The organism is Pseudomonas sp. zfem002 (assembly GCF_032621685.1).
GTDB lineage: Bacteria > Pseudomonadota > Gammaproteobacteria > Pseudomonadales > Pseudomonadaceae > Aquipseudomonas > Aquipseudomonas japonica.
The window spans coordinates 89,214-114,404 of sequence record NZ_JAVYJH010000008.1 but is presented as its reverse complement, the minus strand read 5'-3'; the positions used below and the strand labels follow the sequence as shown (position 1 = coordinate 114,404).

Here is a 25,191-nt window from a genome sequence, read left to right as displayed (position 1 = left end):
ATGGCCCCGCTCGACCTGCAGGTCCTCGAAGCCGCCGCCCAGTGGTATGTCCGCCTCAACGCCGGTACCCCGGACGCGCGGCTCCTCGGTGCCTGGCAGCAGTGGCTGGAGCAGAACCCCGCGCATGCCCGCGCCTGGGCCCGGGTGGAGAAGGTGCAGACGCGGATCGGCCAGTTGCCGGCGGAGGTCGCCCTGCCGACCCTGGCCGGGGTCCGCGCACGGCGCCGCGCGGTACTCAAGACCCTCGCTCTGCTGCTGGCCAGCGGCGCCAGCGCCTGGGGCCTGCGCGAAAGCGACACGGCCCAGTCCCTGCTCGCCGACGTGCGCACCGGCAAAGGCGAGTTGCGCCGTCTCATCCTCGCCGATGGCAGCCAGTTGCAGGTCAACACCGACAGCGCCCTGGACCTGCGCTACGACGCCACCCAGCGCCTGCTCTACCTGCATCAGGGCGAAATCAGCGTGCAGACCGCCGGCGATCCTCACAGCAGGCCCTTCCTGGTGCAGACCCGTGAAGGCGTGGTCCGCGCCCTCGGCACGCGCTTCTGCGTGTACAGCGTCGATGGCTGCAGCCGGGTCAGCGTGCAGCAGCACGCGGTGGAGATCCGCACCCAGGCAGGCGCGCAATCGGCATTGCGTCTGGAGGCCGGGCAAAGCGTGCGCTTCGATCGTCATGGCCTTGCCCCGGTCAGCCCCATCGCGCCCGGCGCCGATGCCTGGACCCAGGGCATGCTCAGCGTGATCGACTGGCGCCTGGCCGACTTCGCCCGCGAACTGCGGCGCTACCGCCCCGGCATCGTCCGCTGCGACGCGCGGGTCGCGGACCTGCGCCTCACCGGCGCGTTTCCGTTGAACGAGACCGACACCGTGCTGCACAACCTGAGCGCTTCACTGCCCGTCAGGGTGCGCTTCCTGACCCGCTACTGGGTCAGCATCGAGGCGGTGTGAAAATATTTGTGCGATGGGGGTGGCCATTTTCGCCAGGCAGAACGGCTACGGAAGAAACCAGGCCCTGAGCTAAGCCTATTGGGGCCGCTTTGCGGCCCTTCGCGAGCGAGCTCGCTCCCACAGGATTGCTGAGCATAGATGTGGGAGCGAGCTTGCTCGCGAAGGGCTGCGAAGCAGCCCCAAAAAGATCGACATTAGCCCTGAGCGCCGCCTTCCGTCCCGTCCCTGCAAGGAAAACCGCATGCCCCCGTTCCTTCCACGAGCCTCCACTTCTCTGCTGCGTGCCGCCCACCTGGCGCTGTTCGGGCTGCCCGTAGCCGCCGGGCTGCTCAGCGTCCTGCCCGGCCAGGCCGTGGCCCAGAGCGCGAGCCAGCAGTTCCAGATCGCCGCCGGCCCGCTGGGCACCGCGCTCAGCCTGTTCGCCACCCGTGCCGGGATCACCCTGTCGTTCGATGCGCGCGACACCCAGGGCCGGCAATCCAGCGGACTGCAGGGCGTGTACAGCGTCGAGGAGGGCCTGGCCCGCCTGCTGGCCGGCAGCGGACTGCGCGCGCAGCGCAGGGACAACGGCGGCTATGTCCTGGTCCCCGCCGCCAACGCTGGCAGCGTCGAGCTGGGCGCGACCAGCATCGACGGCCAGTTCCTCGGCGAAACCACCGAGCACTCCGGCAGCTACACCAGCGGCGTGACGCGCACGGCGACCAAGCTGCCGCTGACGATTCGCGAGACGCCACAGTCGATCACCGTGGTCACCCGCCAGCAGATGGACGACCAGGGCGCCCGGAGCATCGCCGACGTGCTGCGCAACACCCCCGGTGTTTCCGAACAGTCCTACGACAGCGACCGTACCGAGTTTTCCAGCCGTGGCCTGGTCATCACCAACTATCAGTACGACGGCGTCAACAGCGTTTACGACGGGGTCTACAACGAAGGCGTGACGCATGTCGACATGGCCATCTACGACCGCGTCGAAGTGCTCAAGGGCGCGACCGGCCTGATGACCGGTTCCGGCGATCCATCGGCCACGGTCAACCTGATCCGCAAGAAGCCCACCGGGCAGTTCCAGGCCTCGCTGACCGGCAGTGCCGGCTCGTGGGACACCTACCGCGGCGAGGGCGATATCTCCGGCCCGCTGAATCAGAGCGGCAGTCTGCGCGGGCGCTTCGTCGGGGCGAAACAGGACGGCAATGGCTACCAGGACCACTACCGGATGAAGAAGGACGTCTGGTACGGCATTCTCGAGGCCGACCTCGGCCCGCAGACCCTGCTCACCGTCGGCATCGACCAGCAGACGACCACCCCGCGCGGCACCTCCTGGACCGGCAATCCGGTGTACTTCAGCGACGGTACCCGCACCGACTTCTCGCGCTCGTTCAACCCTGGGGCCGACTGGAGCCGGCGCGACTTCCAGAGCCGCACCTGGTTCGCCAGCCTGGAACAGGCCCTGGCCAACGACTGGAGCCTCAAGCTCAGCCTCAACCAGATGCAGTCCGACCACGACACGCGCCTGGCCTCGGCCAGTGGCGGCAACCCCGACCGCGCGAGCGGCGACGGCATGTTCTTCTACTGGGGGCGCTGGGAGGGCCACCGGGTACAGAACAATGCCGACCTGAGCCTTTCCGGTCCGTTCAGCCTGCTGGGGCGCGAGCATGACCTGGTGCTCGGCTTCAACAACTCGACCTCGCGCCAGACCGGCGACACCTACGACACCAGCCTGTTCGCCATGGTCCCGGGGAGCATCTACGACTGGCGCGGGGAGATCGCCGCGCCGGTGTTCCCGAAGAATGGCAAGTACGAACAGAACAAACGCCAGAACGGCGCATACATCGCGACGCGGCTGAAGCCGGTCGACGACCTGTCGCTGATCCTCGGCACCCGGGTCAGCACCTTCAAGTACGACGAGAACTACGACTACGACGGCCTCAGCCCGAGCTTCCCGGACAGCCAGGCCGACTACGAGCAGCACGGCGTGGTCACGCCCTACGCCGGGATCGTCTATGACCTCGACGAGACCTGGTCGGTGTATGCCAGCTACACCTCGATCTACCAGCCGCAGACCTACAAGGACAGCACGGGCGCGACGCTCGATCCGGTGGAAGGCAAGAGCTACGAAACCGGGCTCAAGGCGGCGTTTCTCGGCGGCAAGCTGAATGCCAGCCTGGCGCTGTTCCGCATCGAGCAGGACAACGTCGCGCAGTCCATCGGCAGCAACCCGCTGACCAACGAAGGCATCTACGAAGCCATCGACGGCGCCACCACCAAGGGGCTGGAACTGGAGATCGCCGGCGAACCGCTCGATGGCTGGAACCTCGGTGCCGGCTACACCTACGCGCGCACCCGCGATGCCGACGAGCAGCGCATCTTCGGCTTCCCGATGAGCACCAGCAAACCCGAGCACCTGCTGCGCCTGTTCACCACCTACCGCCTGCCCGGCGCACTGGAGCGGGTCACCGTCGGTGGCGGGCTGAACTGGCAAAGCGCGTTCTACGGCAACATCTGGAACCCGGCGGACAACGACTACAGCCGCATCAAGCAAGGCGGCTACACCCTGGTCGACCTGATGACCCGCTACCAGTACGACGAACACCTGAGCTTCACGCTCAACGCCAACAACGTGTTCGACAAACGCTACCTTAGCGGGCTGGGGAACTTCGATACGACCTGGTATGGCGAGCCGCGCAACCTGATGCTCACCACGCGCTGGGATTTCTGAGGGGGACTGCGGGGACCGCTATGCGGTCCTTTCGCAGCGGTTCGGCGCCCCGACGAGCCACGCTCCTACGAGGGACATGGCCGCCTGCGCGAATCCGCCGATCCCATGAGGGCGGCGGCCCAGCCACCTGTAGGAGCTGGCTTGCCTGCGAACGGGCGCGAAGCGGCCGCAAATCCGGCAAGCCAGGCGCCTACCCGAGCAGAGCCCGCAACGCCCGGCAATCCGCCGCATGCCAGTCGGTCAGCTCCGGCCACGGGTTGTCCGGCAGATTGACCAGCACCGTGTGCGTCCCCGCCGCGCGACCGCAATCGAGGTCGAAACGGTAATCCCCCACCATGACCATCTCCGCCGGCGCCACCGCCCAGGCTTCGGCCAGCTTCAGCAACCCGCCCGGGTGCGGCTTCGGCGGCGCTTCGTCGCGGCCGAGAATGCTCTCCCGGGCAAAGCAGTCGGCCAGGCCGATGGCTTCCAGGGTGACATGGGCCAGCTCACGGGCATTGCGAGTCAGGATGCCCAGTCGGCAACCGCGCTCGGCCAGCCCGCGCACCAGTTCCACCGCACCGACCGCCGGCTGCGAGGCGATCGCCAGGTCGCGTTCGTGTTCCAGCAGCCAGGCGTGCTTGGCCTGTGCCTCCGCCGCGGGCAAGGCGGCGAGGTGGGTGAGGATGTCGTCTTCGGGCGGAATGTTCAGCGCCACGCGGATCGCGGCGAAGTCGTGCACGGCCACGGTCAGAGTGCCGTCCATGTCGAACACCCAGTGGCGAATCCCCGCGAGACTCATGTCCAGTCCTTGCGATGACGGATCAGGCCTTCCTGGCAGGACGACGCCACCAGTTTGCCCGAGCGATCGAAGATGCTGCCGCGGGTGAACCCGCGACCGTTGCCGGCCCAGGGGCTGTCCATGGCGTACAGCAGCCACTCGTCCGCGCGCAGGTTGCCGTGGAACCACAGGGCATGGTCGAGGCTGGCGACCTGCATGTCCTTGTGCCACACCGACTTGCCATGGGGCATCAGCGAGGTGGTCAGCAGGCCGAAGTCCGAGGCGTAGGCAAGCATGTACTTGTGCAGGGCCTGGGAGTCCGACAGGGTGCCGTCGGCGCGGAACCAGGCGTACTTCACCGGATCGCCGGGCTTGGGATTGAACGGGTCTTTCTCGGTGACCGGACGCACCTCGATCGGCTTGGCGCAGAGCAGCTTGTCGCGGATCGATTCGGGCAAGCGGTCGGCCATGGCCTGGACCACCTCCACTTCCGTGGGCAGGTTTTCCGGACCGACCACGTCAGGCATCTGACCCTGATGCTCGAAGCCTTCTTCGTCGTACTGGAACGAGGCGCTGCAGGTGAAGATCGGGTTGCCCTTCTGGATCGCGGTCACCCGGCGGGTGCTGAAGCTGCCGCCATCGCGCACGCGATCGACCGAATAGACCACCGGCATGCTGGCATCGCCCGGACGCAGGAAGTAGCCGTGCAGGGAGTGCACGTGCCGCGCTTCATCGACCGTCTGGCTGGCCGCCGACAACGACTGGCCGAGCACCTGGCCACCGTAGAGCTGGCGAAAGCCAAGGTCCTGGCTACGGCCGCGGAAGAGGTTTTCCTCGATCGCTTCCAGACTCAACAGATCGACCAGATCGTCCAACACATGGCTCATTCGAGATTCTCCAAAGCAGGGCCCAGACAGCAAATGATACAGGATCTGTCATTGCTGGCCCGTATGTTCGCTGATTCAGCCGCGCAGGGTCGCCTGCCACTGGGCGCGGTCGATGCGGTACAGCACGTGCGGGCGCAGCGGGTGGCCCGGGGCGAGTCGCGGATGCTCGAAGTCGCCGGCGGGATCGGCCTGCATGCCGATGGCCTGCATGACTTTCTGCGAGGCCAGGTTGTCGCGTGTGGTGAACGACACCACCTCCTTCAGGCCGAGCTGGGCGAAGCCGCAGCGCAGGCTGGTCCAGGCCGCCTCGCTGGCAAAACCCAGCCCCCAGTGGCGGCGGGCCAGGCGCCAGCCGATCTCGACCGCCGGGGTGAAGGCGGCGTCGAAACTCACGTTGAGCAGACCGGTCATGCCGATGAAGGCCCCGGTGTCCTTGCGTTCCAGGGCCCACAGGCCAAAGCCGTATTCGGCGAAATGACCGCGTAGGCGACCGATCAGCGCGGCGCTTTCCAGGCGGGTCAGCGGCGCGGGGAAATAGCGCATCACCTGCGGGTCGGCGCACAGCGCGGCGAACTCCCTGAGGTCGTCGTCCTGCCACTGACGCATGACCAGGCGGGCACTTTCCAGTTCGAGTATCGGCGTCATCGAGGGCTCCAGGATCGGTGATCCAGCACTCTACAGCGTAGGCAGGCAATGCTGGCGCTGCCCGCCGGGCAACTGGCAAGATCGCCCGACGCCCACCGCCGGACCCACCATGCGCCTGCCCCTGGTTTACCACGACGACTACAGCCCGGCGTTTCCCGCCGAGCACCGCTTTCCCATGGACAAGTTCCGCCTGCTCCACGATCACCTGATCGCCAGCGGGCTGACCACCGACGCCCAGCTGCTGCGCCCGCAGATCTGCCCCAACGACATCCTCGCCCTGGCCCATGACCGCGCCTACATCGAGCGCTACATGAACGGCGACCTGTCCCGCGAAGACCAGCGCCGCCTCGGCCTGCCCTGGAGCGAAGCCCTGGCCCGGCGCACCGTGCGCGCCGTCGGCGGCTCGCTGCTGACCGCGGAACTGGCCCTGCAGCACGGCATCGCCTGCCACCTGGCCGGCGGCACCCACCATGCCCATTACGACCACCCGGCGGGCTTCTGCATCTTCAACGACCTCGCGGTGATCAGTCGCTACCTGCTGGAAGCCGGGCGGGTGCACCGGGTGCTGATCTTCGATTGCGACGTGCACCAGGGCGACGGCACCGCGCGGATCCTCGAACACACCCCGGAAGCCATCACCGTGTCGCTGCACTGCGAACAGAACTTCCCCGCGCGCAAGGCCCGCAGCGACTGGGACATCCCGCTGCACCGGGGTATGGGCGACGCCGAGTACCTGAAGGTGGTGGACGATGCGCTGAACTACCTGCTGCCGCTGTACCAGCCTGACCTGGTGCTGTACGACGCCGGCGTCGATGTGCACAAGGACGATGCCCTCGGCTACCTGCAGCTCACCGACGAAGGCGTCGCCGCCCGCGATACCTGCGTGCTGCGCCATTGCCTGGGGCGCGATATCCCGGTGGTCGGGGTGATCGGTGGCGGCTACAGCAAGGACCGCGAAGCCCTGGCGCGGCGCCACGGCATCCTCCACCACTGCGCGCAACAGGTGCTGGATTACCCACAATGACTGTGGAACCGCTTGTGGATAACCTGCGGGAAAGCCGTTTTGCCCCCGTGAAACCGGGACTGCGCGGCAACTGAGCATTTTTTGTACAGTGCCTTGCCCAGCGCGCCTCGGGTAGAATGGCCGGCTCACTTATCCCCAGCCTGCCGCCGCCATGACCGATTCCCGCGCCACCCTCCCCGCCCACGTCGCCATTATCGGCGGCGGTCCCGCCGGCCTGATGGCGGCCGAAGTCCTCAGCCAGGCCGGGGTGCAGGTCGATCTGTACGACGCCATGCCCTCGGTGGGGCGCAAGTTCCTCCTGGCCGGGGTCGGCGGCATGAACATCACCCACTCCGAGCCCAGGCCCGCCTTCATTTCCCGCTATGCCGAGCGCGCCGGCGAGATCGCTACGCTGCTCGAAGACTTCGACGCCGATACCCTGCGCGAATGGATTCACGGCCTGGGGATAAGTACCTTCGTCGGCACCTCGGGGCGGGTATTCCCGACGGACATGAAAGCCGCGCCGCTGCTGCGCGCCTGGCTCAAGCGCCTGCGCGACGCCGGGGTGGTTATCCACACCCGGCATCGCTGGCTGGGCTGGAACGCGGACGGCAGCTTGCGGATCGGTTATCCACAGGGCGAACTGGCGGTCCGCGCCGATGCCGTGGTCCTCGCCCTGGGTGGCGGCAGTTGGGCCCGCCTGGGTTCCGACGCGGCCTGGCTGCCATGGCTGGCCGAACGGGCTGTGGATATCGCTCCGCTGCAGGCGGCCAACAGCGGTTTCGAAGTGACGGCGTGGAGCGATCTGCTCAAGCAGAAGTTCGCCGGGGCGCCGCTGAAGAACATTGCCCTGAGCCTGCCGGGCCAGGAACCCCGGCCGGGTGAGTTCGTCCTGACCGAGACCGGGGTGGAAGGCAGCCTGGTGTACGCCTGGTCGGCGCAGATTCGCGAAACCATCAACCGCGACGGCCGCGCCACCCTGTTGCTGGATCTGCTGCCGAACAAGCCTGTGGACAAGATTGCCGCGGCCCTGGCGAAACCGCGCGGGTCGCGGTCGATGGCCAAGCATCTGCACGGGCAGTTGGGGCTGGATGGGGTGAAGGCTTCGCTGTTGCGCGAGCTGACCGGGCCGGAGGTGTTCGCCGATCCGCAGAAGCTGGCGGCGGCGATCAAGGCGCTGCCCATCGAACTGGTACGGCCGCGGCCGCTGGACGAAGCGATCAGCAGTGCTGGCGGGGTGAAGTTCGAGGCGCTGGATGAAGGCTTGATGCTCAAGCAAGTGCCGGGGGTGTTCTGCGCCGGGGAGATGCTCGACTGGGAGGCGCCGACCGGGGGGTATCTGCTGACGGCTTGCTTTGCCAGTGGCAGGCAGGCGGGGTTGGGGGTTCTAAACTGGCTTGCCGAGCCCCGTCCATTGTAGGAGCTGGCTTGCCTGCGAAAGGAGCGCGTAGCGGTCCCAAAGACCTTGGGTCTTCACCATTCTGGGACCGCTCTGCGGTCCTTTCGCAGGCAAGCCAGCTCCTACAAGGGTCAGGCGAGCCCGGTGTTGTCAGGGCTTGCGCTTCTTGGGCCCGGTATTGAAAGCCGGCACCTTGCGCACCGGCTTGGCCGCCACCGGCGCATCACCACTGTCCACCCAGCGCCCCAGATTGCCCTTGGCCCCACCCTGCTTCGGCTTCTTCGGTTTCTTCGGCTTTTTCAGGATCTGCCCGCTGGCATCGGTCACCGGCACCCGGTGATCCGGCTCGAAGCCCGGCTCGTCATGTCGTGGCAAGGTCTTGCGGGTCAGGGTCTCGATCGCCGAGAGCAACTGCACTTCATCGGCGCAGACCAGCGACAGCGCCTCGCCGGTATTCCCCGCCCGACCGGTACGGCCAATGCGGTGCACATAATCCTCGGCGACGATCGGCAGGTCGAAGTTGACCACCAGCGGCAGGTCGTCGATATCCAGCCCGCGCGCCGCCACGTCGGTGGCCACGAGAATCTGCACTTCCCGCGCCTTGAAGCTGTCCAGCGCGCGCTGGCGGGTGGCCTGGGGCCGATCGCCATGAATGCCGTCGGCGTTGATGCCCATGCCCAGCAGGCGCTCGACCAGTTGATCGACGCCGTTGCGGGTCTTGGCGAACACCAGCACCTGGCCCCAGCGCTGCTTGCGCAGCAGGTGGCAGAACAGCTCGGTCTTGCGCTTCTTGTCCACGGTGACGATCCACTGCTTCACCGTGCTGGCCGTGACGTTGCGCGGGCTGACTTCGACGCTCAGCGGCTCCTTGAGCATCTGCCCGGCCATCAGGCGGATCTCGTCGGAGAAGGTGGCGGAGAACAGCAGGGTCTGGCGCTTGACCGGCAGCGCGGCGTAGATCGAACGCAGTTCCTCGGCGAAACCGAGGTCGAGCATGCGGTCGGCCTCGTCCAGCACCAGGGCCTGGAGCTGGTTGAACTTCACCGCGTTCTGGCGGAACAGGTCGAGCAGCCGGCCCGGGGTCGCCACCAGCAGGTCGATGCCCTTGCGCAGCTTCATCATCTGCGGGTTGATGCTGACGCCGCCGTACACCGCGTAGGTGCGCAGCGGCAGGTGCTCGGCATATTCGCGGATATTCTCGTGGACCTGCTCGGCCAGTTCGCGGGTCGGCACCAGCACCAGCGCGCGCACCGAGTTGCTGGCGACCTGGGCGCCTTCCAGGGTCAGGCGCTGCAGCAGCGGCAGGGCGAAGCCGGCGGTCTTGCCGGTGCCGGTCTGGGCCGCGGCCATCAGGTCGCGACCGGCCAGCACGGCGGGAATCGCCTGGGCCTGGACCGGCGTCGGGGTGTTGTAGTTCAGGCCGTCGAGGGCGCGCAGCAGCGGTTCGATCAGGCCGAGTTTGGCGAATGTCATGGCAATACCGTCAGGGGAAATCGTGCAATGGCGCGGAGTTTACCCTGTTCGCCGACGATCACCGAGTGCCGGACATCTCGCCTTCGATCACCGCCGCCTGCGGCGCCTTGCGCCACTGCGGGAGGCCGATCAGCACCACCGCGCCGATGATCACCGCCATCGCCAGGCACTCCTCGGCGCCGATCTGTTCGCCGGCGAAGAGAATCCCCAGCAGCACCGCCACCGCCGGGTTGACGTAGGCGTAGCTGGTGGCCGCCGCCGGGCGCACGTGCTTGAGCAGGTACATGTAGGCACTGAAGGCAATGATCGAGCCGAATACCACCAGGTACGCCAGTGCGCCCCAGCCCGCGGCGCTGGGCATCTGGGTCAGGCGCTCGCCACTGAAGAAGCTGCTCGCCAGCAGCACGACGCCGCCCACCAGCATTTCCGCGGCACTGGCCATCGGTCCCTGGGGCAGCGGCAGGCTCTTGCTCCACACCGAGCCGAACGCCCAGGACGCCGCGGCGAACAGGATCAGCGCCGCGCCCAGCGGACTGGCCTGCAGGTTCGAACCCAGGTTGAGCAGGGCGATCCCGGCCAGGCCCATGAAGATCCCGGCCCATTCCAGGCGGGTGTTGCGCTGGCCCCAGAGCAGGCCGAACAGCAGGGTGAACAGCGGCACCGTGGCCACCGCCAGCGCCGCCACGCCGGAGGCGACCCCGGCATGCTCGGCCACCGTCACCCCGCCGTTGCCGCAACTGAGCAGCAGGAAGCCGATGACCCCGGCCGCCTTCCACTGTTGCCAGGTCGGCGCCGGCACCCCGCGCCAGCGCAGAAAGCCATACAGCAAGGCGCCAGCCACCACGAAGCGCACCCCGGCCATGAGCATCGGCGGCCAGGACTCGACCCCGATGCGAATGGCCAGGTAGGTCGACCCCCAGACCAGGTACAGGGCAAGGAAGGCACCGATCAACAACCAGGGAAAACGACGGGAGGCAGGCATGGGGGGCTCGAATTTGAGTAGTTGTGGCGTTAGTTTAAAAAGCCACGCGGGTAAAATTAAGTTTCAAAATATGCTTATCCAGCCCCTGGACTTTCGAAAGAACGGATCTTCAGGCCATTTCCCTTTGTTTCAACGAGACTTCGATGGACAAGTACGATCGCATGCTCCTCGCCGCCCTTCTGGAGAACGGCCGCGCCTCCTTCGCCCAACTGGCGCGCACCGTCAACCTGTCGGCCCCGGCGGTGGCGGAACGGGTGGCGAAGCTGGAAGCCAGCGGGGTGATCACCGGCTATCAGGCCAAGGTCGACATGAGCAAGATCGGCCTGCCGATCCAGTGCGTGATCGAGCTGCGCCTGGCCAGCCACGGCAACCAGCAGGCCTACGAAGCCCTGACGCAGATTCCCCAGCTCACCGAATGCCACCGGGTCACCGGTGACCCCTGCGTGATCATGCAGGCGGCGGTGGGCTCGATGCCGGAGCTGGAGGAGCTGATCAACCGCGTCGCGCAGTTCGGTTTCAGCAAGACCTCGATCATTCTCTCCAGCGCGGTGGAGCGGCGGGTGCCGCTGGGGCAGTTGGAGAAGAAAGCTAACGGTGCTTGAGCAGGGCGTCGCGAATCTTCGCCGCGGGGACCTTCTGCAGCTTGCACAGGAAGGCGTGGTCGAGTTGCTGCACACCGTGGGTCTGGCGCAGCTCGCCGACCAGGTGCTGCAGCAGGTTGGCGGCCATTTCCGCGTCGGCCATGGCCCGGTGCGCGGTGCCGGTGTCGGGCAGCCCGGCCCAGCGGGTCAGGGTGCCGAGCTTGTGGTTCGGCGCCGCCGGCAGCAGGCGCCGCGACAGCAGCAGCGAACAGGCGAAGGACTGGCTGCGGCTGCGGCCGATGCGGCTCAGTTCGTAGTCCCAGAACTTCTGGTCGAAGGCGGCGTTGTGCGCCAGCAGCGGCGTGTCGCCGACGAACTCGGCCACTTCGTTCATCACCCGTTCCACCGGCGGTGCGCTGCGCAGCATCGCCGTGGTGATGCCGGTGAGTCCGGCGACGAAGGCCGGCACCGGCACGCCGGCGTTCATCAGGCTCTGGTAGCGCTCGACGATGCGCCCCTGCTCGAGCATCACCACCGCCACCTCGGTGGCCCGGCAACCGGTGCCGGGGGTGATGCCAGTGGTTTCGAAGTCGATGACGGCGATACGTTCCAAGAAGAAAAACCTCAATGCTTGAGCAAAAGCGCGCCTTCGACGGGCACGTAGCGACTGGCGGCGCGGATCAGCGAATTGGCGGTGAGCCCCGGCACGCCGTAGGCCACTGCCTCGACGCCGTGGCGCTGGATGACCCGCTGCAGCAGCAGGTCGAAATCGCCATCGCCGGAGGCCAGGACCACCTGGTCGACCCGTGCGGCGGCATCCACCACATCGAGGGTGATGCCCACGTCCCAGTCGCCCTTGGCCGAGCCGTCGCTGCGCTGGATATAGGGCTTGAGCTTCACGGTGAAACCGAGGTTGCGCAGGATCTGCTGGAATTGCTGCTGCTTGCTGTCGCCACGGTCGATGGCATAGGCGAAGGCCTCGACGATCTCGCCGTCACGGCTGACCTCGGCCCAGAAGGCGGCGTAGTTGAAATGGCAGCCATAGGCCTGGCGCACGGTGTAGTAGAGGTTCTGGACGTCGACGAACAGCGCGATTTTCTTCATCACCACCTCCTTCTCGCTGGGCCTGGGCCGATAAAGGCGCCCAGTATGCCAGTGTGGAGGCGCTGCTGCTTGGTGTGATCGACTGGCGCCCTCCCCATGTGATCGCTGGCACCCTCCCCGTGTGATCGGCTGGCGCCCTCCCCGTAGGAGCGAGGCTTGCCCGCGAAAGGACCGCACAGCGGTCCCGATCCAGATACTGCACAGAGACAGCCAAATCGGGTTGTCAGGTTTGGGACCGCTGTGCGGTCCTTTCGCGGGCAAGCCGCGCTCCTACGCAGAGGGGGCGTCAGATGAAATCAGACGTAATCATCGTCCGAGAAGAAACCACCACCATCATCGCTGTAGTCGTTGCCGTTGTCGGCCACATAGCGCTGGCTGTCATCGTTCCAGCCCCCGCCCTGGTCGCTGGCCGGTGCCGGCTCTTCCTTGATCACCTCGACGACTTCCTCGGGCTGCGCGTTGTGATGGAACAGGCTGCTGATGCCCTGCGCCAGCATCACCCCGCCCGCTACACCGGCTGCGGTCTGCAAGGCTCCACCGAGGAAGCTGCTGGCCCCGCTGCGCGCCGGGGCGGCCTGGGCTTGCGGAGGCGCAGCGCCCCAGTTGGATTGCGGCGCCACACCGCCACCGCTACCCGGGCCATCACGCCAGCCGCCCGAGGACGAAGGTGGCGCGACCGCCGCTGGCTGGCTCGGCGCCGGCCGGGCACTGGAACCGAAGATGCTCGACAGGAAACCACCACCGCCCTGCTGTGCCGGTGCGGGATTCGCCACCTTGGCCCTGGCCTCGGCCAGCTCGGCCTGGAGCTGGCGGTTCTGTTCGTCGAGACGCTTGAGCGCCGCTTCCTGGACCAGGATCGCCTGGGCCATGTAGTAAGGCGCGGCGGCATGCTGCTGCACGAGGCCGGCGATATGCGCCTGGGCCTCGGCATCGCGCGGAGTGCCTTCGGCCTCGGCCTGGCGCAGCCTGGCGAACAGGCCCTCGATCAGGTTCCGTTCTTCGTGATTCATGACGCGACCTCTCTGCTGTACGGGTTGCAGTGAACATAGGGACAAGCATCCGCGTTTCAATACGCCCTGCGCATGAAACTTTGTTCAGGTTCGACCCACTGAGCTAAAGTGACCGCCTGCTCCGGACACCGACATCGACCCATGAATCCCCTCTCCGTTCTACGCGACTCCCTGTACTTCTTCCGCCGCCACCTGGTCAGCATCGCCGGACTGTGCCTGCCGCTGGTGATCCTCGAAGCCCTGTGCACCCAGCTGCTCTACAGCCAGCTGGAGGACAACGCTTCGCAGGGCTACGGCCTGCTGGTGGGCCTGCTGTTCTATCCGCTGTACAGCGCGGCGCTGATCCTCTACCTCGACGCCCGCACCGACGGCCACGAGCCGCTCAAGCGCAACCTGCTGGCCCGCGCCGTGCAGCTGTGGCCCTCGTTCGCCCTGCTGGTGATGCTCAGCTCGCTGCTGATCATGGCCGGCATCTCGCTGTTCATCCTGCCGGGCATCTGGGTGATGACCAACCTGGTGTTCGCCGAGTACCTGCTGGTGCTGCAGGGCCGTGCGCCGATGGCCGCCATGCGCGAGAGCTTCCAGATGGTCAACGGCAACTTCTGGCGGATCCTGATGTGCATGCTCGGGGTCATGACGCCGCTGTGGCTGTTCAACGGCATCACCCTCGGCCTGCTGCCGGAACAGGTGAGCCCGGCCCTGGAGCTGCTGGTCAATGTGGTCAACAGCTTCCTGCAACTGTTCAGCACCGTGGTGCTGTTCCGCCTGTACATGCTGATCAGCGAGTCCAGCCCGGCGCGCTCCTGAATCCGGGGGCTATGCTCAACCGTCAAACCCGACCTGTCCGAGCCCGATGACCCGACTACTGCGCAACGCCCTGCTGCTGCTCCTGCTGATCATCGTCCTGCTCTGGCTGCTGGCCTGGCAGGCGGGCTGGCGGCCCGAGCCGCTGGAGGAGGTGCCGGTGGCCTGCACGGGCCCGGCCAAGCCATTGGCGCCGGGCCAGCAGTTGAAGGTGATGACCTGGAACCTGCAGTACCTGGCCGGCAAGCGCTACGTGTTCTGGTACGACGAGGCCGCCGGCGAGGACATCCGCCCCACCGCGCAGGACCTGGCCTTCAACCTCGACGAAGTGGCGCGGGTGATCCGTGCCGAACAGGCGGATATCGTCCTGCTCCAGGAACTGGACCAGGGCGCCAAGGCCAGCGACTACCAGGACCAACTCGCCCTGCTCCGCGAACGCCTCGCCGACCTCTACCCCTGCGCCGTGCAGGCCTGGGACTGGAAAGCCGAATTCGTTCCCGACCGGCATATCGCCGGCAGCGTCGGCCGCACCCTGGCCACCCTCAGCCGCTACCCGATCCAGCAGGCCCAGCGGGTGCAGTTGCCGCGTGCGTCCGACAACGTCCTCAGCCGTCTGCTCGAACCGCAGCAGGCCGTGCTGGTCAGCTACCTGCCGCTGCGCGAAGGCGGACAGCTGGCGGTGCTCAATACGCAGTTGGCCAGGCATGTGCCGGGCAACGATGTGCAGCCGCGCCAGGTGCGCGAGCTGGAGACCCTGCTCGACCGCTTCGAACGCCAGGGCACGCCGTGGATCGCCGGCGGCGACTTCAACCAGCTGCCGCTCGGCCAGTACCACCGTCTCAAACCCGAACAGCGGCGCTTCTATGCGCCGGACAGCGAGCTGCACCGGCTGTGGGACAAGTACCCGATGATCCCGGCCAACGCCGAAGCCACCGGTGCCGATCGCCAGCAGTGGCTGACCCATTTCCCCAATGACCCGCGCCTGGACGCTCCGGACCGGACCCTCGACTACCTGTTCCACAGCCCCAAGCTCAGGCGCGTCGCCGCGCGGGTGGTGCAACAGGACACCCTGGAGATCTCCGATCACCTACCGGTAACGGCACGCCTGCTGCTGCCGACGCCGCCGGAATCCTGAAGACCCTCAAGAACCCCGCGCAAGCGCCGGGCCGCAACGATGCAACCCGGCAATCCCACCTTGTAGCGATGCAACATCAATTCGCTAACCACGCCCGCCCCCGGCTGCTAGCCTAGGCCGCAAACACGGATTGACCGGCAGGTATCGCCACCTCACCCATGCGCGATTCGATTGCGTGCGACCCTATAAAAAATACAAAGGGACATCCATGAGCAGTAACCACCACACGACTCCGGCCGGTGGCGACGAACAGCTTCGTCGCGTGCTCGGCCTCCCGGCCCTGGTCTTCTTCGGCCTGGTCTACATGGTCCCGCTGACCATCTTCACCACCTACGGCATCGTCACCGAAACCACCGGTGGCCGCACCGCTGGCGCCTACCTGGTGACCCTGGCGGCCATGCTCTTCACCGCGGCGTCCTACGGCATCATGGTCAAGCGCTATCCGGTGGCTGGCTCGGCGTACTCCTACACCAATATCGCCTTCGGCTCGAACGTGGGCTTCCTCGCCGGCTGGTCGCTGCTGCTGGATTACCTGTTCCTGCCGATGATCAACTACCTGCTGATCGGCCTGTTCCTCAACATCGCCTTCCCCGCCGTGCCGACCTGGGTCTTCGTCATCGGCTCCATCGTCCTGGTGACCCTGCTCAACGTCATGGGCATCCGCTCGGTGGCCAAGGCCAGCAACCTGATCGTCGGCGCCCAGGTGGTCTTCATCGGGGTATTCGTCGCGCTGTCCTGCAACTCGCTGAGCAACGGCCCGGTGGACTGGCTGTCGCCGCTGCTCGGCGATGGCAGCAAGCCAGGCTTCGATCCGCTGATGGCGGGGGCCGCGGTGCTGTGCCTGTCGTTCCTCGGCTTCGACGCGGTCTCGACCCTGGCCGAGGAAACCCGCGATGCACGGCGCAACGTACCGCGGGCGATCATGCTTACCACCCTGGCCGCCGGCGCGCTGTTCACCCTGCTGGCCTACCTCAGCCAGCTGGTGATCCCGGGCAGCCATTTCGAGAACACCGACACCGCCGCCAACGAAGTGATGCTGAAGATCGGCGGCCAGTTCCTCGCCAACTTCTTCACCGCGACCTTCGTCGCCGGCAGCCTGGGCTCGGCCCTGGCCTCGCAGGCGGCGGTATCGCGGATCATCTACAGCATGGGCCGCGACAAGTTGCTGCCGCAGCGCGTCTTCGGCAGCCTGTCGCCGCGCTTCGGCACGCCGATCAACGCCACCCTGCTGGTCTCCCTGGTGTCGCTGATCGCCCTGGTGATCGATCTGGGAACCCTGGCCTCGCTGATCAGCTTCGGCGCGCTGGTGGCCTTCTCGGCGGTGAACATGGCGGTGCTGCGCACTCACCTGCCGGGCAAGGGGCAAGAGCGCAATGTGCTGCTGCACGGTGTGGTGCCGCTGGTAGGACTGGGGCTGACCCTGTGGCTGTGGACCAGCCTGTCCAGCCTGACCCTGAGCATCGGCCTGAGCTGGTTCGGCGTCGGCGTGCTGTACCTGCTGGTCCTCACCGGCGGCTTCCGGCGCAACGTCAAGGTCGCCGACTTCTCCGAAGCCGGCTGATCCCTCTCAAGTCCCGCGCGGCTTGGCCCGCGCGGTGGCTTCCGCTACCAGCGGGTCGTCCGGCCAATAGTGCTTCGGATAGCGTCCCTTCAGATCCTTCTTCACCTCGCTGTAGGTGGATTTCCAGAAGTTCGCCAGATCCTGGGTCACCTGCACCGGCCGCCGCGCCGGCGACAGCAGGTGCAGCAGGACCTGCTGGCGACCCTGGGCGATACGCGGGGTGTCGGCGAGGCCGAAGAGTTCCTGCAGGCGCACCGCCAGCACCGGCGGGTGCTCGCTGTAGTCGATGCGGATGTTCGACCCCGAAGGCACGCTGAGGTGAACCGGCGCCCACTCGTCGAGGCGCTGCGGCAGCGGCCAGGGCAGCAGGTTGCGCAGGATCGAGGCGAGGTCGAGATTGGCGAAATGACTGAGCCGGGTGACCTTGCCCAGGTACGGTTGCAGCCAGTCCGCCAGGGTCGCCAGCAGGGCATCGTCGCCGAGATCCGGCCATTCGCTGCTGCCACCACTGGCCAGGTCCAGCTGACGCAGCAAGGCCACCCGCGCCTGCCACTGGCGCAGCTCCGGGGTCCATGGCAACAACGCCAGGCCCTTGCGCCGGACCAGGTCGAGCAAGGCGCGGGCACGGGCCTCGTCGTCGAGGCCGGTCAGCGGCTCGCGCGCGAGGATCAGTTCGCCGACCTTGCGCTGGCGCTCGGCGCGCAGGACGTTTTCCTTCTCGTCCCACTCCAGTTGCTCGACCACGCTGACCTGCTCGGCCAGCACCTCGTCGAACAGCGTCGGATCGAGTTCGGCCGCCAGGTAGATGCGCTCCTCGCGCTGGCCCTGACGGCTGCCAAGATCGGCGACCACCAGCCACGCTTCCTTCATCAGCGCATCGACCTCGCCGAACTGCGCGGCGCGGCCATTGGCCAGGCGATATTCCGCACCGCCGGCCCGACGCTGCTGGGCGACCCGGTCCGGATAGGCCAGGGCCAGCAGCGCGCCGAGCCAGCGCGGGTGCTGTGGATCGCTCACCGCCGCGCCGGGTTTGTCACGCAGCAAGCCGCGGTATTGCCGGGCCAGTTGTCTCGCTCGCTGCACGCCACCCTGGCTGCCGCGCGCGGCGCGGGTCTCGCCGCTGAGCAGGCTCAGGCGGCTGTGCAGGTCGGCGCCGGCACCACGCAGAATGTCGCGCTCGCCGAGCAAGGCGGCGACGTCGCAGGCCATGGCGCTCAGGCCGAGGTCCTGGCCGCGCAGCAACAGATGGGCGATGCGTGGATGGGCCGGCAGCTCGGCCATTGCCTGGCCATGGGCGGTGAGACGCTCGCCGCTCAGCGCGCCGAGGCGCCGCAGCAGATCCTGCGCCTGGCCGTAGGCCGCGGCCGGCGGCACATCGAGCCAGCGCAACTGCGCCGGGGTGACGCCCCAGCGATTGAGCTGCAAGGCCAGCCCGGCCAGATCGGCCTGGATGATTTCCGCGGTGCCGTAGGCGGCCAGCTGTTCATGCTGGGCCTCCGACCACAGGCGGTAGCACACCCCCGGTTCCAGACGCCCGGCACGGCCGGCGCGCTGGGTGGCGCTGGCGCGGGAGATGCGCTGGGTGTCGAGGCGGGTCATGCCACTGCCCGGGTCGAAACGCGGCACCCGCGCCAGCCCGGCATCGACCACCACGCGCACGCCGTCGATGGTCAGGCTGGTCTCGGCGATATTGGTCGCCAGCACCACCTTGCGCGTGCCCGCCGGCGCCGGCTCGATGGCGGCACGCTGGGCGGACAGGTCCAGCTCGCCGTGCAGCGGACAGAGCAGGATGTCGGCACGCTCGCCCAGGGCATCCTGCAACGACTGGTGCACGCGACGGATCTCCGCCTGGCCCGGAAGGAACACCAGCAGGCTGCCGCTCTCTTCGTCCAGCGCCTGCAGCACGGCGTCGGTGACCCGTGGCTCGATGTACTCGCCGGGCTGGAACGGCCGGCCCCAGCGCATCTGCACCGGGAACATGCGCCCTTCGCTGCTGATCACCGGGGCATCGTCGAGCAGCGCGGACAGGCGCTCGCCTTCGAGGGTCGCGGACATCAGCAGGATCTTCAGCGGCGGCTCGTCGCGCAGCAGCTCGCGGCCGTTCAGGCTCAGGGCCAGGGCGAGATCGGCGTCGAGGCTGCGTTCATGGAATTCGTCGAAGATCAGCAGGCCGACACCGTCCAGCGCCGGGTCGTCCTGCAGGCGGCGGGCGAGGATGCCTTCGGTGACCACTTCGAAACGGGTTTTCGGACCGACCTTGCTGTCCAGGCGGATGCGATAGCCCACGGTTTCGCCGACCTTCTCGCCCAGCTCGCTGGCCAGGCGCTCGGCGGCGGCACGGGCGGCCAGGCGGCGCGGTTCGAGCATGAGGATCGTCTGTCCCGCCAGCCAGGGTTCGTCGAGCAGCGCCAGCGGCACACGGGTGGTCTTGCCGGCGCCGGGCGGCGCTTCGAGCACGGCTTCGTGACGCTGGCCCAAGGCTTCGCGCAGTGCCGGCAGTACGACATCGATCGGTAAGGAAATCATGGTAGCCCTCAAACAGTCGGGCGAGTATAACGGCGAACCCGGCCTGCCCTATCATGGTCTTATGCCCTGAAGCCGGCCTTTTGCCGGTATCGTTGCGGCTTTCCCTGCGGAGACTTTCAATGCGTATTCCATCCCGTGTCACTGGCGGTCTCCTGATCGCGAGTCTGCTGACCCAGCTCACGGCCTGCGGCACCCTGTTCTACCCTGACCGTCGCGGTCAGATCGAAGGCAAGATCGACCCGGTGATCGTCGCCCTCGACGCGGTCGGTATCCTCTTCTACGTAATTCCCGGGCTGATCGCCTTCGGCATCGACTTCGCCACCGGTGCCATCTACCTGCCGGGCGGGACAACCGCGCAGGTCGCGCCGGAAAAGCTCCAGCACGCCATCGGCGCCGACGGCAAGGTGGACAACACTCGCCTGCAGGCCATCCTCGAAAGCGAGCTGGGCCAGCGCCTGCCGCTCAACGACCCGCGCCTGATCCAGCACAAGGGCAGCGTCGAGCAACTGGCGGCCTACGGCCTGGTCCCTGCCGCCTGACATGACCACCTCCCGCGAACACGCGCGTCTGCTGCGCCTGGCCACCGGCGCTTCGCTGGCGGTGGCCTGCATCCTTATCGTCAGCAAGGCGATCGCCTGGTGGCTGAGTGGCTCGGTCAGCCTGCTGGCCGGCCTGACCGACTCGCTGCTGGATGGCGCGGCGTCGCTGCTCAACCTGCTGGCGGTGCGTTATGCGCTGCGCCCCGCGGATGAAGATCATCGTTATGGACACGGCAAGGCCGAGGCGTTGGCAGGGATGGCCCAGGCCTTGTTCATCGCAGTGAGTGCGCTGCTGATCGGGTTCCAGGCCTTCGAGCGCCTGCAGGACCCGCAGCCGCTGGGCAATGCCGGAGTTGGCGTGGCGGTGATGCTGTTGTCGCTGGTGCTGACCGTGGCGCTGCTGATGGTGCAGGGCCGGGTGATCCGCATCACCGGCTCCACCGCGGTGCGCGCCGACTCGCTGCACTACCGCTCCGACCTGCTGCTCAACGGCAGCATCCTGGTGGCGCTGCTGCTGGCAGCGTTCGGCTGGCCGCAACTGGATGCGTTCTTCGGGCTGGGGATTGCCCTGTATATCTTCTGGAGCGCGCTGAGCATCGCCCGGGAGAGCTTCGCCACCCTGATGGATGAAGAGCTGCCTGCGGATGTCAGCGAACGGATGCTGGCCCTGGCCTGCGCGGTGCCGGGGGTGGCGGGAGCGCATGACCTGCGCACGCGGGTATCGGGGAGTCGCTGGTTCGTCCAGGTGCACCTGGAGTTGCCGGGATCGTTGCCGCTGACCCAGGCCCATGCCTTGTGCGACGAGGCGGCGGCGGCGATCAGCAAGGTGTATCCGCGGGCCGAGGTGCTGGTGCATGCGGATCCGGTTGATGCTGACACAACGTGCGGGCCCGCCTTGTAGGAGCGTGGCTTGCCCGCGAAGGACCGCGCAGCGGTCCCAGACCTCAGCGCAATCCGGGACCGCTGCGCGGTCCTTCGCGGGCAAGCCACGCTCCTACGACGGGATTGTGCAAGGCCCGTTACATCAGTTGACGCTGTACCCCCGCCCCGCCATGCACGCCCCCAGCGCCCGCCGATAGATATCCGCCACCTGCGCCGGCGGCGCCTGGTTGGCGTAGGCCGGATCGAAGCCGCTCTGCTCCACCGCCCAGCGATGACACTGGTAGCGATCCTGCTCGACCTGCTGCGGCGGCTGCCCCTGCATCGGGTAGGCGATCACGTCATAACCGCTCTGCACCGGCACCGGCTGTTGCACCTGCGGCGGATTGACCACCACGTACTCCCGACTGTCCTGCTGGTACTGGTAATAGGTGTCCGCCACCAGGAAGAACAGCGCACCACCGATCCACATCTCCCGCGCATAGTCCGGCAGGTAGCTCACCCGCACACCGTAGGGCGGCGTCACCACCACGTACCCCGAGCCATGCGGGCGATACCAGTAGCCACCGGAGTAGAAATAATCCTGTCCGCGATACGGCACTTTCCAATAGCGATCCGGGAACCGATCGATGGCATGCCCCGGCCGATACTGCGGCCCCGGCCCCCAGCCATTGCCGTGACCGCTCGGGCGGCCCGCCCAGTTCGGCTGCTCGCCGCGCGGGCCGGTCTGCCAGTGCGGGTTACCGTCGTTGCGCCGCGGGATGTCCTGGTAATAACCCTGGCGCGGTTGCTGGGTCTGCCACACTTCGCCCGGTTTGGACTGCAAGGGCGAACCGGAAGACCGCTGCTCGCCTTCACCGCGCCCCTGATGCTCGCCACGATGGTCGTACTCGCCTTCGGCATGGACGTTCAGGCTCAGGCACAGCAGACCGATGGCTGCCAGGGGCCAGATACGCACTTTCATGCTGTTCCTCTATCAACGTAGGAATATTCTGTGCGCCACTCTAGCAGGCAGGATTGGCGCCAGCAGGTGAAATCTTGGACAGAAAAAAGGGCGACCCCATGGGGTCGCCCTTCGAGAAACTTGTCCTGGCTCGACGCTTGTGACGCCGGCTCACCTCACGCCTGTCTTGTGGACCGCGTGCAGCCCGGGGGCCAAGCACAACCCTGTGGGATTGCTGGCCGCGACCGTCCTGCTTGGGTCGGTCGCCGTGGACATGTGTCCGGGCAGTGATTCTGGAAACAATGATAGGGAAACCGTGGCGGCAGCGGATTGCGAAGATTGCGGAAGAAAACACTACTTGCGCAATATTTCTCCAATTATTAATAATTGTCAGCAATTCATACAGAAAAGGCCTGATCCATGAGCAAGCTGGACCGCTATGACCTGAGCATCCTCGCCGAATTGCAGCGCGATGCGCGCATCTCCAACCAGGAACTGGCCGAGCGCATCGGGCTGTCGCCGTCGCCCTGCTCGCGGCGGGTCAAGCAGCTGGAAGACGACGGCTTCATCTCCCGCCAGGTGGCCCTGCTCGACCGCAAGAAGCTCGGCCTGAGCCTGACCGCCTACGTGCTGATCGGCATGGACCGGCACACCCCCGAGCGCTTCGAGACCTTCGAGGCGGCGATCCGCAACCTGCCGCAGGTACTCGAATGCAGCCTGGTCACCGGGATGGATGCCGACTACCAACTCAAGGTGGTGGTGCCGGACATGGACCATTACCAGAAACTGCTGCTCGGCCACCTGACCCGCATCGAAGGGGTGACCAGCGTTCGCTCGAGTTTTGTCCTGAATCAAGTGTTGGCCAGCACCGAGCTACCCCTGACTCACCTGCGATAGGCGTATAATCCGGCGCCCTCACGCCGCCGGAGAGAAACGATGGATCCTGTGCTGTTCGAAGAGTGGATGATGACCGTCCTGGTCTCCGTCCTGATTGCCTTCATGGGCTTCATCGTCTACGACCTGGCGAAGAAGTCCAGGGCCGGTAAATTCGGCACCTTCATCCTGTTCTTCGTGCTCGGCCTGGGGATCTTCGCGTTCATCGTCAAGAGCGTGGTGATCACCTATATCGAGATGAACAAGTAGGGCTCAGCGCTTCGCCGGAACGTCTTTCCAATGCCCCGGCTCGAGCCCGTCGAGTGTCCAGTCGCCGATCCTCACCCGCACCAGACGCAGGGTCGGCAGCCCCACCGCCGCGGTCATTCGTCGCACCTGGCGGTTGCGCCCTTCCTTGATGATCAGTTCCAGCCAATGGGTCGGCACGCTCTTGCGAAAGCGTACCGGCGGATTGCGCGGCCACAGTTCGGGCTCGTCGAGCAGGCGGGCCTGGGCCGGCAGGGTCGGGCCGTCGTTGAGTTCGACGCCGTCGCGCAGGCGCTGGATCTGCTCGGCGCTCGGCTCACCTTCCACCTGCACCCAGTAGGTCTTCGGCAGCTTGTGCTTCGGGTCGGCGATGCGCGCCTGCAACTGGCCGTCGTTGGTCAGCAGCAGCAGGCCTTCGCTGTCGCGGTCGAGACGTCCGGCGGGATAGACCCCGGGCACCGCGATGAAGTCCTTGAGCGTCGCCCGCCCCTCGCCGTCGCTGAACTGGGTCAGCACGTCGAAGGGCTTGTTGAACAGGATCAACCGCGGCTCGGCCGGCGGCGCCTTGGGCTGGCGTCGCGGACCGGCGGTTTTCGCCGCGGGGCGGCGCGGCGTGGAGCGTGGGGGTAACGGCATGAAACCTCAGCGGAACGGCGGCTCGTCGAAACTGCGCAGTTTACGCGAGTGCAGCGAGTTCAGTTCGGTGCGCAGCAGGTCGAGGGCGGCGATGCCGATCTTCAGGTGCTGGCTGACCGCGCGGTTGTAGAACGCATTGGCCGCGCCCGGCAGCTTGATCTCGCTGTGCAGCGGCTTGTCCGAGACACACAGCAGCGTGCCGTAGGGCACCCGCAGTCGATAACCCTGGGCGGCGATGGTGCCGCTTTCCATGTCCACCGCCACGGCCCGCGACAGGTTGATCAGCGGTCGCTCCTGGGCCCAGCGCAGCTCCCAGTTGCGGTCGTCGTAGGTCAGCACGGTACCGGTGCGCAGGCGCTTCTTCAGCTCGTCGCCACGCTCGCCGGTGACCTGCGCCGCGGCTTCCTGCAGCGCCAGCTGCACCTCGGCCAGGGCCGGGATCGGGATGTTCGGCGGTACCACGCGATCGAGAATGCCGTCGCGGCGCATGTAGGCGTGGGCCAGCACGTAGTCGCCGATGGTCTGCGACTGCCGCAGGCCGCCGCAGTGGCCGATCATCAGCCAGCAGTGCGGACGCAGCACCGCCAGGTGGTCGGTGATGTTCTTGGCGTTGGACGGGCCGACGCCGATGTTGACCAGGGTGATGCCGTCGCCATCGGCGGCGATCAGGTGATAGGCCGGCATCTGGTAGCGGTGCCAGACCACGCCGGCGACCAGCGCCTGCGCCTCGCCGTTGTCCATCGCCTTCTCGATGATGACGTTGCCCGGCAGGACCATGCGCACGAAACGCGGGTCGTCGCGCAGTTGCTCCAGGCCGTGGCTGATGAACTGGTCGACGTAGCGGTGGTAGTTGGTCAGCAGGATCCACGGCTGCACATGGCGCCAGTCGCTGCCGGTGTAGTGCACCAGGCGGCGCAGCGAGAAGTCCACCCGCGCGGCGTCGAACAGCGCCAGCGGCAGGGTCTCGGCATTGCCCCAGTCGTACAGGCCGTCGGCGATGCCATCGGTGGCGGCGGACAGGTCGGTGCTGGGGAAGACCCGCGCCAGCGCCGCGGCGGTGATGCCGGAACCGGCCAGTTCATCGCCCTGCTCGACCACATAGGGATAAGGAATGTTCTGATCGCTGACACCGACTTCGACGCGCACGGTGAAGTCGTTCATCAGCGGCCGCAACTGATCCAGCAGGTAACCGCGGAACGCCGCCGGATGGGTCACGGTGACGCTGTAGGTACCCGGCAGCTGCACCTTGGCGTAGGCCCGGGTGGTTGCGGGCACTTCGCCATGGCAGTGGTAGGTCAGGCGCAGCTCGGGATAGCGGAACAGCGAACGCTCGTCGGCGTCCGGCTCGGTGCGGTCCTTCAGGTAGCGCTTGAGCGCCTGGCTCAAGGCGGCGGTCGCGGTTTCGTGCAGAGTCGCCAGACGATCGACGGCCTGCTCGGCGGTTTCTACGACAACGAAGGCTTCATCAAAACGGCTCACTGGTTACTTCCTGTCTGACATGCAGGCTTCCATCTTGCCTACATCCG

The 25,191-nt window shown here is 66.9% G+C and carries 24 protein-coding genes; 12 read left to right on the top strand and 12 right to left on the bottom strand.

Annotated features, from left to right (window positions below; genetic code table 11):
• The gene (locus RTI28_RS11790) at positions 1-945 is read left to right on the top strand and encodes a FecR domain-containing protein (RefSeq protein ID WP_316920610.1); all 945 of its coding nucleotides are present in this window, start codon (positions 1-3) and stop codon (positions 943-945) included.
• A 241-nt stretch (positions 946-1,186) separates the two neighbouring features.
• Complete coding sequence (locus RTI28_RS11785) at positions 1,187-3,658, top strand: TonB-dependent siderophore receptor (RefSeq protein ID WP_316920609.1); 2,472 nt, start codon at positions 1,187-1,189, stop codon at positions 3,656-3,658.
• A 190-nt stretch (positions 3,659-3,848) separates the two neighbouring features.
• Here the strand turns inward: RTI28_RS11785 and RTI28_RS11780 are convergent, their stop codons facing one another.
• From RTI28_RS11780 to RTI28_RS11770, 3 genes are all read right to left on the bottom strand, one after another.
• Positions 3,849-4,439 (bottom strand): HAD family hydrolase, encoded by a 591-nt coding sequence (locus tag RTI28_RS11780; protein WP_316920608.1) that lies wholly within the window; start codon positions 4,437-4,439, stop codon positions 3,849-3,851.
• On the bottom strand, positions 4,436-5,305 hold the full coding sequence (tesB, locus tag RTI28_RS11775; protein ID WP_316920607.1) for an acyl-CoA thioesterase II: 870 nt from the start codon (positions 5,303-5,305) through the stop codon (positions 4,436-4,438). The genes RTI28_RS11780 and tesB overlap by 4 nt, the downstream gene beginning before the upstream one ends.
• A 75-nt stretch (positions 5,306-5,380) precedes the next feature.
• Positions 5,381-5,950: a GNAT family N-acetyltransferase gene (locus RTI28_RS11770; RefSeq protein ID WP_316920606.1), complete on the bottom strand. Its 570-nt coding sequence runs from the start codon at positions 5,948-5,950 to the stop codon at positions 5,381-5,383.
• 109 nt (positions 5,951-6,059) lie between these two features.
• Here RTI28_RS11770 and RTI28_RS11765 point away from each other — a divergent pair, with 109 nt between their 5' ends.
• The gene (locus RTI28_RS11765) at positions 6,060-6,974 is read left to right on the top strand and encodes a histone deacetylase (RefSeq protein ID WP_316920605.1); all 915 of its coding nucleotides are present in this window, start codon (positions 6,060-6,062) and stop codon (positions 6,972-6,974) included.
• A 151-nt stretch (positions 6,975-7,125) separates the two neighbouring features.
• Positions 7,126-8,373, top strand: coding sequence for a TIGR03862 family flavoprotein (locus tag RTI28_RS11760; protein ID WP_316920604.1), 1,248 nt, complete (start codon positions 7,126-7,128; stop codon positions 8,371-8,373).
• A gap of 129 nt (positions 8,374-8,502) precedes the next feature.
• Here the strand turns inward: RTI28_RS11760 and RTI28_RS11755 are convergent, their stop codons facing one another.
• Positions 8,503-9,825 (bottom strand): DEAD/DEAH box helicase, encoded by a 1,323-nt coding sequence (locus RTI28_RS11755; protein WP_316920603.1) that lies wholly within the window; start codon positions 9,823-9,825, stop codon positions 8,503-8,505.
• Positions 9,826-9,883: 58 nt separating this feature from the next.
• Complete coding sequence (gene yedA, locus RTI28_RS11750; RefSeq protein ID WP_316920602.1) at positions 9,884-10,807, bottom strand: drug/metabolite exporter YedA; 924 nt, start codon at positions 10,805-10,807, stop codon at positions 9,884-9,886.
• Positions 10,808-10,950: 143 nt separating this feature from the next.
• Between yedA and RTI28_RS11745 the strand changes: the two genes are divergently transcribed.
• Positions 10,951-11,409 carry an Lrp/AsnC family transcriptional regulator gene (locus RTI28_RS11745; protein WP_042123797.1) on the top strand — a complete coding sequence of 153 codons (459 nt, stop codon included), beginning with the start codon at positions 10,951-10,953 and terminating at the stop codon, positions 11,407-11,409.
• Here RTI28_RS11745 and RTI28_RS11740 read toward each other — a convergent pair.
• The 3 genes from RTI28_RS11740 to RTI28_RS11730 form a co-directional block, all read right to left on the bottom strand.
• On the bottom strand, positions 11,396-12,001 hold the full coding sequence (locus RTI28_RS11740) for a 3'-5' exonuclease (RefSeq protein WP_316920601.1): 606 nt from the start codon (positions 11,999-12,001) through the stop codon (positions 11,396-11,398). The genes RTI28_RS11745 and RTI28_RS11740 overlap by 14 nt on opposite strands.
• An 11-nt stretch (positions 12,002-12,012) precedes the next feature.
• On the bottom strand, positions 12,013-12,492 hold the full coding sequence (locus tag RTI28_RS11735) for an NYN domain-containing protein (RefSeq protein ID WP_316920600.1): 480 nt from the start codon (positions 12,490-12,492) through the stop codon (positions 12,013-12,015).
• A gap of 296 nt (positions 12,493-12,788) precedes the next feature.
• On the bottom strand, positions 12,789-13,502 hold the full coding sequence (locus tag RTI28_RS11730; RefSeq protein ID WP_316920599.1) for a DUF2076 domain-containing protein: 714 nt from the start codon (positions 13,500-13,502) through the stop codon (positions 12,789-12,791).
• 141 nt (positions 13,503-13,643) lie between these two features.
• Here RTI28_RS11730 and RTI28_RS11725 point away from each other — a divergent pair, with 141 nt between their 5' ends.
• The 3 genes from RTI28_RS11725 to RTI28_RS11715 all read left to right on the top strand — a co-directional run bounded on the left by RTI28_RS11725 (position 13,644) and on the right by RTI28_RS11715 (position 17,002).
• Positions 13,644-14,309: a hypothetical protein gene (locus tag RTI28_RS11725; RefSeq protein ID WP_316920598.1), complete on the top strand. Its 666-nt coding sequence runs from the start codon at positions 13,644-13,646 to the stop codon at positions 14,307-14,309.
• Positions 14,310-14,355: 46 nt separating this feature from the next.
• Positions 14,356-15,441 (top strand): endonuclease/exonuclease/phosphatase family protein, encoded by a 1,086-nt coding sequence (locus tag RTI28_RS11720; protein ID WP_316920597.1) that lies wholly within the window; start codon positions 14,356-14,358, stop codon positions 15,439-15,441.
• A 208-nt stretch (positions 15,442-15,649) separates the two neighbouring features.
• Positions 15,650-17,002, top strand: coding sequence for an APC family permease (locus RTI28_RS11715; protein WP_316920596.1), 1,353 nt, complete (start codon positions 15,650-15,652; stop codon positions 17,000-17,002).
• Positions 17,003-17,008: 6 nt separating this feature from the next.
• On the opposite strand, the gene hrpB is transcribed toward RTI28_RS11715, so the two are convergent.
• Entirely contained in the window at positions 17,009-19,528 is a 2,520-nt protein-coding gene (gene hrpB / locus RTI28_RS11710) for an ATP-dependent helicase HrpB (protein ID WP_316920595.1), read from the bottom strand.
• 119 nt (positions 19,529-19,647) lie between these two features.
• Between hrpB and RTI28_RS11705 the strand changes: the two genes are divergently transcribed.
• Together RTI28_RS11705 and RTI28_RS11700 are read left to right on the top strand one after the other, a co-directional pair.
• Complete coding sequence (locus RTI28_RS11705; RefSeq protein WP_316920594.1) at positions 19,648-20,067, top strand: polyribonucleotide nucleotidyltransferase; 420 nt, start codon at positions 19,648-19,650, stop codon at positions 20,065-20,067.
• A 1-nt stretch (position 20,068) separates the two neighbouring features.
• Positions 20,069-20,968, top strand: coding sequence for a cation diffusion facilitator family transporter (locus RTI28_RS11700; protein WP_316920593.1), 900 nt, complete (start codon positions 20,069-20,071; stop codon positions 20,966-20,968).
• Positions 20,969-21,091: 123 nt separating this feature from the next.
• On the opposite strand, the gene RTI28_RS11695 is transcribed toward RTI28_RS11700, so the two are convergent.
• Positions 21,092-21,910, bottom strand: coding sequence for a DUF6515 family protein (locus RTI28_RS11695; protein WP_316920592.1), 819 nt, complete (start codon positions 21,908-21,910; stop codon positions 21,092-21,094).
• A 399-nt stretch (positions 21,911-22,309) separates the two neighbouring features.
• On the opposite strand from RTI28_RS11695, the gene RTI28_RS11690 reads away from it, so the two are divergent.
• Both RTI28_RS11690 and RTI28_RS11685 read left to right on the top strand, forming a co-directional pair.
• Positions 22,310-22,786: an Lrp/AsnC family transcriptional regulator gene (locus tag RTI28_RS11690; RefSeq protein WP_009394930.1), complete on the top strand. Its 477-nt coding sequence runs from the start codon at positions 22,310-22,312 to the stop codon at positions 22,784-22,786.
• 39 nt (positions 22,787-22,825) lie between these two features.
• On the top strand, positions 22,826-23,032 hold the full coding sequence (locus RTI28_RS11685; RefSeq protein WP_316920591.1) for a DUF2788 domain-containing protein: 207 nt from the start codon (positions 22,826-22,828) through the stop codon (positions 23,030-23,032).
• Between the two features lie 3 nt (positions 23,033-23,035).
• Here the strand turns inward: RTI28_RS11685 and RTI28_RS11680 are convergent, their stop codons facing one another.
• Positions 23,036-23,665, bottom strand: a complete 630-nt coding sequence (locus RTI28_RS11680; protein ID WP_316920590.1) for a pseudouridine synthase — start codon at positions 23,663-23,665, stop codon at positions 23,036-23,038.
• A gap of 6 nt (positions 23,666-23,671) precedes the next feature.
• Positions 23,672-25,144 carry an AMP nucleosidase gene (gene amn / locus RTI28_RS11675; RefSeq protein ID WP_316920589.1) on the bottom strand — a complete coding sequence of 491 codons (1,473 nt, stop codon included), beginning with the start codon at positions 25,142-25,144 and terminating at the stop codon, positions 23,672-23,674.
• Between the last annotated feature and the right edge of the window lie 47 nt (positions 25,145-25,191).